General features: G+C 25.3%; 11 protein-coding genes. 7 read left to right on the top strand and 4 right to left on the bottom strand.

Going from position 1 to position 13,032, the window contains the following annotated elements:
* Positions 1-37 precede the first annotated feature (37 nt).
* Positions 38-841 (bottom strand): DUF4197 domain-containing protein, encoded by an 804-nt coding sequence (locus ACBT_RS04620; RefSeq protein ID WP_024775381.1) that lies wholly within the window; start codon positions 839-841, stop codon positions 38-40.
* Positions 842-970: 129 nt separating this feature from the next.
* On the opposite strand from ACBT_RS04620, the gene ACBT_RS04625 reads away from it, so the two are divergent.
* From ACBT_RS04625 to ACBT_RS04635, 3 genes are all read left to right on the top strand, one after another.
* Positions 971-1,519 (top strand): DedA family protein, encoded by a 549-nt coding sequence (locus ACBT_RS04625; protein WP_024775380.1) that lies wholly within the window; start codon positions 971-973, stop codon positions 1,517-1,519.
* Positions 1,516-2,880: an ATP-dependent RNA helicase DbpA gene (gene dbpA, locus ACBT_RS04630; protein ID WP_024775379.1), complete on the top strand. Its 1,365-nt coding sequence runs from the start codon at positions 1,516-1,518 to the stop codon at positions 2,878-2,880. The genes ACBT_RS04625 and dbpA overlap by 4 nt, the downstream gene beginning before the upstream one ends.
* Before the next feature lie 158 nt (positions 2,881-3,038).
* Positions 3,039-5,066 carry a sensor domain-containing diguanylate cyclase gene (locus ACBT_RS04635; RefSeq protein WP_228130309.1) on the top strand — a complete coding sequence of 676 codons (2,028 nt, stop codon included), beginning with the start codon at positions 3,039-3,041 and terminating at the stop codon, positions 5,064-5,066.
* A gap of 4 nt (positions 5,067-5,070) precedes the next feature.
* On the opposite strand, the gene pdxH is transcribed toward ACBT_RS04635, so the two are convergent.
* Complete coding sequence (pdxH, locus tag ACBT_RS04640) at positions 5,071-5,709, bottom strand: pyridoxamine 5'-phosphate oxidase (protein ID WP_024775377.1); 639 nt, start codon at positions 5,707-5,709, stop codon at positions 5,071-5,073.
* Positions 5,710-5,817: 108 nt separating this feature from the next.
* Here pdxH and ACBT_RS04645 point away from each other — a divergent pair, with 108 nt between their 5' ends.
* On the top strand, positions 5,818-7,311 hold the full coding sequence (locus ACBT_RS04645) for a bifunctional diguanylate cyclase/phosphodiesterase (protein ID WP_051429958.1): 1,494 nt from the start codon (positions 5,818-5,820) through the stop codon (positions 7,309-7,311).
* Positions 7,312-7,338: 27 nt separating this feature from the next.
* Here the strand turns inward: ACBT_RS04645 and ACBT_RS04650 are convergent, their stop codons facing one another.
* A complete protein-coding gene (locus tag ACBT_RS04650; RefSeq protein WP_024774781.1) occupies positions 7,339-8,628 on the bottom strand; it encodes an IS1380 family transposase in 1,290 nt (429 codons plus the stop codon).
* A 255-nt stretch (positions 8,629-8,883) separates the two neighbouring features.
* Here ACBT_RS04650 and ACBT_RS04655 point away from each other — a divergent pair, with 255 nt between their 5' ends.
* Together ACBT_RS04655 and ACBT_RS04660 are read left to right on the top strand one after the other, a co-directional pair.
* Positions 8,884-10,266, top strand: a complete 1,383-nt coding sequence (locus tag ACBT_RS04655) for an IS5 family transposase (protein WP_034218578.1) — start codon at positions 8,884-8,886, stop codon at positions 10,264-10,266.
* Positions 10,267-10,285: 19 nt separating this feature from the next.
* Positions 10,286-10,477, top strand: a complete 192-nt coding sequence (locus ACBT_RS04660; protein WP_024775272.1) for an EAL domain-containing protein — start codon at positions 10,286-10,288, stop codon at positions 10,475-10,477.
* Positions 10,478-10,499: 22 nt separating this feature from the next.
* Here the strand turns inward: ACBT_RS04660 and ACBT_RS04665 are convergent, their stop codons facing one another.
* Positions 10,500-11,009, bottom strand: coding sequence for an NADPH-dependent FMN reductase (locus tag ACBT_RS04665; protein WP_024775271.1), 510 nt, complete (start codon positions 11,007-11,009; stop codon positions 10,500-10,502).
* Positions 11,010-11,129: 120 nt separating this feature from the next.
* On the opposite strand from ACBT_RS04665, the gene ACBT_RS04670 reads away from it, so the two are divergent.
* The gene (locus ACBT_RS04670; RefSeq protein ID WP_024775270.1) at positions 11,130-13,013 is read left to right on the top strand and encodes a sensor histidine kinase; all 1,884 of its coding nucleotides are present in this window, start codon (positions 11,130-11,132) and stop codon (positions 13,011-13,013) included.
* The last annotated feature ends 19 nt before the right edge of the window (positions 13,014-13,032 follow it).

A 13,032-nucleotide genomic window follows, 5' to 3' on the forward strand; every position in this document is an offset into this window, starting at 1 on the left:
AATAAATTATGTTAAGGAATTAAAATCCTTAACTTTATTATTTACTGAACACTTCTTTTAAAATTGAGCTAGTTTGTTCAAGAGGATTTTTTCTAATACCAGCTTCTTTTTGAGCTATCATAGAAAATAGTCCGTCCATTGCTTTTTCTGTAATATAGTCGTCTAAACTTTCATTATTATTTCCAGGTACATATGAATCAACACCAAAATTTTTTGCTAGTCCTGTAATTGAGCTGTTTCCTACTAAACCTTTTGCACTATTTTGATAAAAATTATTTGCAACATCGTAATATTGTGCAACGTTGTTTGTTTTCATAGACTCTTGAACTATTGGTTTTATCATAGCTTTAAGTTCATTTGAACTATTTTTCTTAAAATATTCTGTTGCTGCATTATCTTTTCCACTTAAAATAGTTTGAGCATCATTTAAGTTCATTTTAGAAATGGCATTCATAAAAATATCAGCAGTTTTTGGAGCCGCTTTTGAAGCTGCTGCGTTCATAGAATTGATTAAATCATCAGCCATTTTATCACCACCAGCTTTTCTAATTACCCCTTCAACATTTTTTAAATTATCAGGTAGAGGTATTTTAACTTTATCATTATTTAAGTAACCATTATCTTTACCTAAAGTTGAAGTGGCATAAGTAACACCATTTTTTAAAGCCTCTTTTAATCCATTTGAAATAGTAGAATTATCTAAATTTGATTTTTGATTATTTCCTGTAGTTTCAACATTTTGTGGTATATTCTTTGCAACATCACTTGCTATTTGTTTTAAGTCAAATCCAAAACTAAGAGTTGAAAATAAAATTCCTGCAACTATAAATGATTTTTTCATAAAATTCCTTCGTAAAATAAATTACAGGATTATATTAAAATCTTATGTAAAAATTGTGAAAAGAAAAAAAATAATCTTTTTATACCATTTTGGATAGAATAAAGGCTTTATAGAAAAATTAGGATTTTCATGGAACAATTTATTCAAGATTGGGGCTATATAGCTCTTTTTCTATACTCTTTTGGTGGTGGTTTTTTAGCTTTAGCAATAGCTGGGGCTTTTTCATATGCAGGTGATTTAAATATTTATATAACAGTTATAGTTGCTGGTGTTTCAAATTTTATTGGTAGTCAATTTTTATTCTACTTTGCAAAATATAATAAATCATACATGGATGAAACAGTTAATAAACATAGAAGAAAAGTTGCCATGGTAAAAACTATGCTTAAAAAATATGGTTCATTTATGATATTTATACAAAAGTATATTTATGGAGTTAAGACTTTAGTACCCCTAGTTATGGGAATTTCAGCTTACAATCCTTTTAAATATACAGTTTTAAATGCTATTGCTTCTGCAATATGGGCTATAGTTATTGGTTATATTAGTTTTACAGCTGGAAAACTTCTTTTAAGTTTTGCAGATGATTTTAAGTATGTTGGTTTCTTCACTGTTTTATTAGTGCTAGGAATTTTAGTTTATAGTTTTAAAGACAAAAAAAAGGTTAAAAAACAGTGACATTTTCACAATTAGATATAAATAAAGATTTTATAAAAAATCTTGAAAGCTTAGGTTATATAAATCTTACACCTATCCAAGAGTTAAGTTTAAGTAGTAGTTTAAAGAGGAAAGATTTAATAGCAAGAGCAAAAACAGGTAGTGGAAAAACTGTAGCTTTTTCTTTGCCAATAGTTGAAAAATTAAGAGTAAAAGAGTTTAAGATTCAAGCTTTATTACTTGCTCCAACAAGAGAGTTAGCAAATCAAATAGCACAAAATTTAAGACTTTTATTTAGACATGTTCATAATGTAAAAATTCTTACACTTTGTGGTGGGGTACCTTTTAAACCTCAAGTTGTTTCTTTAAGTCATCAAGCACACATTATTGTAGGAACTCCAGGAAGAATTTTAAAGCATTTAGATGAAAAAAATTTAAATTTAGATTTTGTGGAAACTTTTGTTCTTGATGAAGCCGATAAAATGCTTGATATGGGATTTTATGATGATATAGAGAAAGTTTCAAGCTTTTTATCAAAAAATAGACAAACTATGCTATTTTCTGCAACATATACAGATGACATTAAACTTTTAGCTTCAAATATTTTGAATAATCCACTTTTTATAGAAGTTGAGAATGAAGAAAAAAATATTATAAAACAAGAATTTTATGAGTTAACTGAGAGTGAAAAAGCACAAAATATTAAAAAAATAATCAGAAGTTTTGAAGCAAAATCTACAATTATTTTTTGTAATCAAAAAATTACATGTGAAAAATTAGCAGATATTTTGTATGAAGATGGATTAGATATTTTAACTATGCATAGTGATTTAGAACAAAAACAAAGAGATGAGACATTAATCTTATTTTCAAATTCTACTTACCCTATATTAGTTGCAAGTGATGTTGCAAGTCGTGGTCTTGATATAGACGATGTAGATTTGGTTATAAATTATGATTTAGCACTAAATTCAAAAATTCATACTCATAGAATTGGAAGAACAGCAAGAGCAGGTAAAGGTGGAGTTGCAGTTAGCTTTTTTACAAAAGATGAACAAAATAGAGCTTTAGAATTCAAAGAAATATTTAATGATATTGAGTTTAAAGAGGCAAAAGTAATTCGAGATAATCCAAATTTTGAGATAGATTTAGGATTAAGAGCTATTTTTATAAATGGTGGCAAAAAACATAAGCTTAGAAAAATGGATATTTTAGGAAGTTTAACTGCTGGAATTGGTTTAGAAAAAGATGATATTGGTAAAATTGATGTATTAGATTTTTGTTCTTATGTTGCAGTAAAAAAAGATAAGTTAGATTTTGTTTTAGATAAATTAAATAAAACAAAAATTAAAGGAAAATATTATAACATATACGAAAAATAATAATTTTTTTAATGAATTAATAGTAATGTGTAAAATTAAATAACTAAAGGCATGCTTTGTTTAAAAATAGACTTTTTTTGAAAATTATATCTATATTCACACTTCCTATACTTTTAATTTTTGTTTATAGTTCTTTTATAGTTTATCAAAAGAATATTATGTTTAAACAAGTTGAAATTATGAAAGACAATTTAGTCTTTGTAAAAAACATAAAAGAACTTATTTTTGCAATAGATAAAGAACAAAATGCTGTAGTAAAATATTTTTTAACTCAAAAAGACAAAGTTGACTTACAAAAAGAGTTTAAAAATAGTGATGAACTATACAATGAACTATTAAATACTGTAAAAATTTTAAATTTAGAATCAAAAGTTGAGAATCTAGATTATGATTTGAATAGAATAAAAGAGATAAGACAAAGTCTGGATAGTGAAAAATTAAATTTATATCAAATATCTGAAGCTTATAAATCAACTAAGAAAAATATTTTATCTTCACTTTTCTTTTCAAAACATTTTAAATATGCTAATAACTACAATCTTGATTTAAGTAAAATAGTTGATTTTTTATCTCATGATGAAAATTCAAAATATCTAAAAGAGCTTTTAAGTTCTTTACTTGAAACTATAGATAAAGAGACGAATCTATTTAAAGATGAGCTTTTAAATGATAAAAATATTTCTATACTATTTTTAATAATAGTATTTTTTACTATGGGGTCTTTATTTTTTGTTTTGAAAACTATAGTTTCAAAAGAGCAAGAAAGTTATTTAAAAATTAAAACATATAAAGATATTTATGAAATTTTAAGTAAGACGAATAAATTTTTAACTAAAACTTATGATAAAGAGTCTTTGTATCCAAATATTTGTGAAATTTTAGCTCAAAATGAGAATTTCAAGTTTGCATTTTTCTATGATGTTTCCGATAAAAAAATATATGCAAAAAATGGAAAATTAAAACAAATTATATCTTCTCAAGTAAATTATTATGAAGATATTTCACATGAAAATTTAGTATCAAAAACTGTTAAATGGCAAACAAATATTATTATAAATAATTTTTACGAAAAAAATTTATCAGTATTCTACAATGAAGCAAAAAATTTGAATATAAATTCAATGGCTACTTTTCCTATCAAAAAATTTGATAAAGTTGTCGGGGTTATGATAATTTATTCAACTCAAATTGGTTTTTTTGACAAGGAAGTTGAAGTATTATTTGATAAGTTGGTAAATGATATTAATCATTGTTTAGAAAAAATAAAGTATGAAGAACAAAGATTAGAGCAAGAAGATGAACTAAGGCTTTCTTCATATTCTTTTGATATTGCAGAGCCAATGTTAATAACAGACACTGAGGGACATATAGTTAGAGTTAATCAGGCATTTTGTTCTATTATGGGTTATACAAAAGATGAATTAATTGGAAGAAACCCAAGAATTTTTAAAACGCCACACCAAGATTATAAGTTTATTGAGGATATGTGGAATTGTTTAAGAATCAATGGATTCTGGACTGGTGAGTTATATAATAAAAAATCAAATGATGAAATAATTCCATTAAAAGGTACTATTACTGCTATAAAAGATAAGAATGGAAAAGCTACTCATTATCTAGGACAATATTTTGATATTGGAAAAATAAAGGATAAAGAGAAAGTTCTAGAGTATCAAGCAACGCATGATAATTTAACTGGTCTTCCAAATAGACTTTTACTAACAGATAGAATAGAGCAAGCTATTAGAAAAGTTACTAGACATAAGATAATAGGTGGTTTAATATTTATAGATTTAGATAATTTTAAAGTTATAAATGACACATTGGGACATGATATTGGAGATGCATTATTAATAACTGTTGCTAAAAAAATGAAAGAAAGCATAAGAGAAGAAGATACAGTTTCAAGAGTAGGAGGAGATGAATTTGTAATTTTACTTGATAATTTAGGTTCAACAAGAGATGAAGCTAGAAGAAATATCAAATATTTAGCAACAAAAATAAAAGATGCTTTAAATAGTATTGATTCTATAGAAGGTTACAAAAATATATCAACTCCAAGTATTGGAATAACTTTATTTAATGATGATAGTGTTAGTGTAAAAGATTTAATAAAACAAGCTGATACAGCAATGTATGAAGCAAAAAAACAAGGTAAAAATACAATAGAATTATTTGAGGATTAAAAGATTAGGGCGCTAATCTTTTAATTTCCCAAGAATTATCTTCTTTAAATTCATATAAAAATCTATCGTGAAGTCTATCTTCCCCACCTTGCCAAAACTCAATTCTTATAGGTTTTATAATGTATCCACCCCAAAAAGATGGAAAAGGAATCTCTTTATTTAAAAATTTATTTTTCATTTCTTCAAATTTTTGTTCTAACAAAGCTCTTGAACTTATAACTTCACTTTGTCTAGAAACCCAAGCTCCAAGTTGGCTACCTTTTGGTCGACTTAAAAAATATTTTAAAGATTCAGCTTTTGATATTTTTTCAACACTACCTTCTATTTTAATTTGTCTTTCAAGAGGAAGCCATGTAAATAAAGCTGCTACTTTTGGGTTTTGATCTATTTGTTTTGCTTTTTTACTATCATAGTTTGTAAAAAATACAAATCCTTTTTCACTAAAATATTTTAATAATACAGTTCTTACACTAGGCATCATTTCATTTCCAACCGTTGCAAGTGTAAAAGCGTTTGGTTCCAATAAATTTTCATTCATCGCATCATTAAACCAAATTTCAAATTGCTTGAAAGGATTTTTATTTAAATCATTAATATCAAGATTTTTTGTAGTGTATTTTCCTCTAATATCTGAAATATCCAAAGCTTCTCCTTTGTTTTAGTTTATTCTAGCCAAATATTAATTATATTTTATATTTTGTTAAATTAAAGAAGATATAATCGATTAAATAATGTATAAAGGATTTGGAAATTGCCTAATTTTGAGCTTGAAGAGTTAATAAAAGAATTAAAAAGAGAAAATTATATTTTAAAACAATATTATAAAGCTGCAGAAGAAACAAATATAGTATCAAAGGGTGATTTACAAGGAAACATAACTTATGCAAATGATAAATTTGTTGAAGTTTCTCAATATATTAAAGAAGAAGTTATGGGGAAATCTCATAGCCTTTTAAAAGGTGAAGAAAGTAAAGAAAAATTTGACGATCTTTGGGAAACTATTAAAAGCAAAAAAAGTTGGAAAGGATTACTTAGAAATAGAAAAAAAGATGGTTCTTTTTATTTTGTAGATAATGTAATAACACCAATTTTAAATGAAGATGGAACTATTTTTGAGTACATATCATTTAGACATGAAGTAACTGACTTAGTGGAAAAAACAGAAAAATTAGAGAGGGCTTTAAGAGAAGATATTGTTACAAAAATTTCAAATAGATTTAAACTATTGGAAGATATTACTGCTTTTTCAAAACCTTCGATTGCTATTATAGATATAGTAAATTTTAGTTTAATAAATGATTTATATTCCCATAAAAAAGGAGATAAACTTCTTCAAACTATTGCGAAACGATTAAAAAAAGAGTTGATTAACTATAAAAATTATAGTGTATATAGAGTTCATTCTGATGAATTTGCTATTTTGGGTAATTTTGAAGATAGAGAGGATTTTATAAAAAATATAAAAAATATTTTAAAATCAGTAACAAAAGAACCTATAAAGTTAAGGGATAAAAATATTTATGTTGATTTTAAATATGTTTTTTCATTCGAAGATAAAAAATATTTATTAGAGAGTGCTAATATGATAAAAAAGCATTCTCAAAAGTTTAAATATGAGATTATATATAGCAAAGATTTGCAACTTGAAAAATTTTATGAGAATAATAGGATTTGGGCAGTAAGAATAAAGAATGCATTAAATGATGATAGAATAGTTCCTTTTTATCAGGCTATTTATAATACAAAAACAAAAAAAATAGAAAAATATGAATGTTTAGTTAGATTAATTGAAAAAGATGGAAAGGTCTATTCTCCATTTTATTTTTTAGATATAGCTAAGAAATCTAGACAGTATTTATTGATTACAAAAAAAGTAATTGAAAAATCTTTTGAATATTTTAAGGATAAAGATTTTGAATTTAGTATAAATCTAACTTTGGAAGATATAATTGATAAAAATATGAGAGAATTTATCTTAAAAAAACTACATGAATACAATATTGGACATAAAGTTGTTTTTGAAATAGTTGAAAGTGAAGAAATAGTTGACTTTGATGAAATAAATGAATTTATTGCAAACGTAAGAGAACTTGGATGTAAGATTGCAATTGATGATTTTGGAAGTGGTTACTCAAATTTTGCATATTTGATTAAATTAAAAGCTGACTATATAAACCCAGATTATGCAATAGAAGAAGCAATAAAATATTTATTTATAACTAAAAGTTATAGATTTTCTCTGTAATTTTTAAGTATTTTTATTGAAAATTATCTATGTATACTTAAAGGGAATTTGACTTTGTTTTACGTTTTCAAATAAACCATTCATCCAAGTTCTTCTTTTTTGTGGAAGTGATATTTTTAGTACTTTTTGATTTGAATGTTCTGTTATCCAAGATCCTAATGCAAAGCAATAGGATCGTAGTGTTGAAAGCATCATATTTGAATTTACTACTTCATGTTTAAAAAGTGCCATAATATTGTATGCCATCATAATAAATCTAAAAGAGGCTTCTGTGGCATAAAAATCTTTTAAGCAGAAGTTATCAGCTCCAAAATCATATTTAAGTTCTTTTATTCTATTTTCACAATCAGCTCTTGTGTTATATATATTATAAATTTGATCAACTGGCAGTTCAATATTAGTAACATAAGCACTATATCTATATATAGGTTCATCGAATAGAAGTTTACCACCTGATTTTGGGTATTCTTCACTTAATTTTCTAACAATTATATATCTTCTTTCACTTCCGTTATCAGGTTTAAATCTTAGGCTTGCTACATCAAGTCCTTTTGTGATTTTAATCCACTTAGTTATATTTCCAATGGTGTATTTTATATTTTCATAAAATTTTACAGCCACAATATAATTAATACCTCTTTTTTCAAACCATTCTAAGAATTCTTGTGAATAAAATCCACTATCTGCTCTTACAAGTCCAACTTTTTTATCTTTTAAGCATATATCAAATGTCTCATTTAAAAATGCGTCATAATTATTAAGTGAACTAGTATTACCACTTCTCATCCATGTATTTGCTATCATTTTTGTTTGATCTATAAATGCAATAATTGGATGATGTGAGTTTCTACCAGGTTTTTTAGGGTTATAACCTTTCTTAGCTCCTTCTTGTTCACCATATCTTGTTATTACTGTTGAATCTAAATCAATTGTTAGTGGTCCTACATCTAGTTGTGAAAGGAATTTTTGTTGTAATATTGGAAATATTTCAGAATTCTTTTCAATATTAAATTTATGAAAAAATCTGCTATATGTTGATTGACTTGGCAATTTATCTATTTCAAATATTGTTTGTAATGTTGTATCATATCTTAACCAATCGGCATGGATATATCTACTTGCTCCTGTAAATATAGCTAACCAAAATCCTTGAATAATATTTATTGGATCATATGCTCTATTTGAAAATCCAATAGGTAAATTTACACTTTTTAAATCTTCAATTACTCTTGTTTTATCTATAAAATTTTTTAATAATTTCATCCCACCAAATGGTGTAACTTTTTTATCAGAATACTCAATTTTTAATTCACCCATTTGGTGTTCCTTATGAATGCTTATGAAGTGTTATTTTATGGTACTTTATTTTAGATTCTTATTTAGCTATTGCATAATGCGGGATAAAAATTGATGGCTCATTAATTAAAGATTTTATTACAGATACTAATTAGTCACTCCTGAAGAACACTACAAATACCTTAATTAAGGCATTTGTCACTACTTTTTTGCTATAATTTCGACCAATTATATATGAAATATGACTAAATTATTGGTCGAAATTTGGAGAAATAAGTGCAGAAAAATCTCTTTTATGGTTCATTAATGGATATGTTAGATTCAAAAGATCCTTTAGTTGTTTTAGCAGATACAATTAAGTGGTCGAAATTTGAAGATGAATTTGCACAATATTACTCTAAAGAGGGAAGACCAGCTAAACCAATTCGTTTAATGGTTGGATTACTATTACTAAAACAGTTAGAAAATCTTAGTGATGAAAATGTAGTTATTGCTTGGAAAAGAAATCCATACTTTCAATATTTCTGTGGATTTAGTGATTTCCAAACAGCATTACCATGTCATAGTACTGATTTAGTTTATTTTAGAAATAGAATAGGTAAAAAAGGATTTGAATTTATTTTTAAACATAGTATTGAAATTCATAGTAATGAAAATCTAAATGAATCACAAGTAATAGCTGATACAACTATTCAAGAGAGTAATTTAACCTACCCAACAGATGGTAAACTAGCAATTAAAATAATTAACCATTTGCATAAAATAGTAAAAGTTGAAAATATTAAACTAAGAAGAAGCTATATCAAAGAGATAAAACAACATAGAATAAATTTAAGATTCTTTAGACATCCAAAAAAGATTATAAAAGCAAAAGCTTCTATGAAAAGACTCAGAACAATTGCAAAAACAATTCTTAGAGATATTGATAGAAAATTTGGTGATAATCTTGAACTTCATAATAAATATGCTACTAAATTTTACTTGTACATAAGAGTACTTTTACAAGAGAAAAATACAAAGAATAAAATTTACTCTTTACATGAAATAGATGCATATGCAGTAAATAAAGGTAAAGACCATAAAGGTTATGAATATGGTACAAAAGCTTCTGTTGTAACAACTAAAAATTCAGGAATTATTGTTGGAGTTTCTGCACATAGAGAAAATGAACATGATAGTAAAACTCTAAAGTTAGCATTAGAAAATACAATTTCAAATTTAGGATCTAAAACTATAAATGAAGTTATTTGTGATAGAGGATATAGAGGAAGTAAACAAATAATAATCAATAATGAAACTGTTATTGATATCTCAATACCAAGTAATTTACAAAAGAAAGATACAACTAAACAAATTAATATCAAAAAAGAGAAATTTAGAAGAAGAGCAGCAATAGAACCTATTATTGGACACTTAAAATCTGATCATAGAATGCAAAGAAATTATCTTAAAGGATTTCTTGGCGACCAGATTAATCTTTTACTAGCAGCAACAGCATTTAATCTAAAAAAGTGGATGAATATCTACTTTTATGCATTTTTTACAGGAAATTTATCTTTATTAAAAGAAGCTTATCAACAATTGCAACACCAAAAAGAACTGATTATGTTCTTATTGCAACTAAAAATCACCATGAAATTTTCAAATTTGGATTATTAAAAAAAATTAAACTCCAAAAGTGTGTTTTTCAGGACTGACTAATTATTTCAATATTGTAAAAACAATTTTAGAATTTGCTAAACTTCAAAATATTAAAACAGTTGCTGAATTTGTATCTCAAAAAGAGATTCTGGAAAAAGTTACTAGTATGGGAATAGATTATGCTCAAGGTTTCTATATACATGAGCCAAGTAATAAGATTTTGATTTGAAAATACTTAAGAGATAAATCTCTTAAGCGTTTGTAAGTTTAGCTAATTTTAAAATTACAGCTTTTGCTGCATCTTCATTTAGTGCTTTTTCATAAGTAGTAAGAATTTCTCTAGCTAAAATATTTGCTCCAAGGTGTTGGAACATAATTCTCATTGCTTGAAGACCTTTTTGTCCTCCACCACCGCTGTGCGTTGCCAATGCTACATCTTTATCATCAAAAGCATCTCTCCAGTTTTTTGTTGCTCTTGAAGTCCAAGCCATAGCATTGTTTAAAACAGGGGGCATAACTCCGTTATATTCTGGTGCTACAATTATAAAAGCTTTTAAATCCATAATTTTCGTTGCTAAATCTAAAACAGATTCAGGAATTCCATTTTTTTCTTCTTCGTTTGTACTATAAAGTGGAAGATTATAATCAACCAAATTTATAAGTTCAGTTTCTACATTTAAATTTTTTGCTAATTCTTGAAATTTTAAACCTAATTTTAAATTATTATTTGAACTAGCTACAATGATTCCTATTTTTGACATATTATTTTCCTAATAAAATTTTAAAAAATAATTATAACTTATTTTAAATAATAAAGCAGATTTTATAAAAATTCTTATATAATCGGTCAAGTATTAAATTTTAAATCAAAGATATGTAAAATGGATAAAGAAAAAGAACAACAACTATTAAAAATTATAAGATACGCACCAGTTGTTTTGATCCTATTTTTGACTTCTATTTTAGTTCTTTTTTTATATATAGAAAATAAAAGAGAATTTTTAAATGAAAAAAAAGATTTGGAAAAGAAATTTTATTTACAAAATGCAAATATGATAAAAGATGAAGTAAATAGGGCTTATTCATATGTACAATATATCCAAGAAAATTCAGAAAAAGAACTTAGAACTTCAATAAAAAGTAAAGCTTATGAGGCTCACTCAATAGCCTCAAATATTTATGAAAAATATAAAGATATAAAAAATAGAAATGAAATTATTGAAATTATAAAAATTACTCTAGATAAAATAAGATATAACGAAGGAAGGGGTTATTTTTATATTATTGATGAATTTGGCAATATGCTTTTAACTCCACTTGATAAAGAAGGAGAGGGAAAGAATTATTTAGAATATAAAGATGATAATGGTTATGCATTTGTAAAAACAATAGTTAACACTCTAAATAATAAAGGTGAAAGATATGATGAATATTATTGGAATAATCCAACTACTAATCTATCTTCAAGAAAAATCGCATTCTATAAATATTTTGAACCATTAAATTTTGTAATTGGAACAGGAGAATATTTTGATGAATATAATGATAATGTTCAACGAAAAGTAGTTGATTATTTAAATACTATAAAGTTTGGTAAAAGTGGAAATATTTTTATCATTACAAAAGAAGGTGTATATTTAAATAAAGATGAACAACTTATAAACTCAAAAGATAAGTTCGATAGTCTTGTATCTGCAAGAAAAATTAATTTTCAAGGTATGATAGATGCTGCAAATTCAAAAGTTGATAATTTTTATAAATATGAAGAAAAATACGCTAATTCAAATGTAGATTACAAAGTAAATAAAATCAGTTATGTAAAAGCGCTTAGTAGTTGGGATTGGATTATTGGTGCTTTATTTTATGAAGATGATGTAGATTTTGAAATAATTGAGGTAAAGAAAAAACTTGATAAAGATTTTGAGCAAAATATAAAAGATACTTTAGTTGGTAGTGTTATATTAATTATATTTTTACTAATAATCTCTTATTACGTTTCAAAATATATTGAAAAGAAGTTTATAAAATATAAAGAAGAGTTAAGTAGTAGACAAGCACTACTTTTTCAACAATCAAAAATGGCAACTATGGGAGAAATGATCGGAAATATAGCTCATCAATGGAGACAACCATTGTCTGTTATTACCGCATCAGCAAGTGGTATGTTAATTCAAAAAGAGATGGGAACTCTTACTGATGCATTTTTTTTAGAATCTACTAAAAAAATAAACGCTTCAGCATTTTATCTTTCTCAAACAATAGATGATTTTAGAAATTTCTTTAGTCCAAATAAAGAGAAAGAAAATTTTAAAATTGTAAATACAATATCAAAAACTTTGGATTTAATTTCAGTTCAATTAAATACTAAAGATATATTTATTATAAAAAATATTCAAGATGTAGAGATTTTTTCTCATGAAAATAAATTAATTCAAGCTTTAATAAATATATTAAATAATGCAAGAGATGAGTTAATTAATAAAGATTATGAAAAGTATATTTTTATTGATGTCTATAAAAAACACGAGCAATTAAAGATTATTATAAAAGATAATGCGGGTGGAGTTGAGAAAGAAAATTTATCAAAAATATTTAATCCATATTTCACTACAAAAGATAAAAATCAAGGTACAGGGATAGGTTTATATATGACTCAAGAGATTATTTTACAGTTGAATGGAGAAATTTCTGTTCAAAATGTTGAGTTTAATTATAATAAACAAAAATACAAAGGTGCTGAATTTACTATTACTTTAAATGTTTAATTGATTTTTAGGTAACATT

It is taken from the genome of Aliarcobacter cibarius, assembly GCF_013372265.1.
GTDB classification, from domain to species: Bacteria; Campylobacterota; Campylobacteria; order Campylobacterales; family Arcobacteraceae; genus Aliarcobacter; species Aliarcobacter cibarius.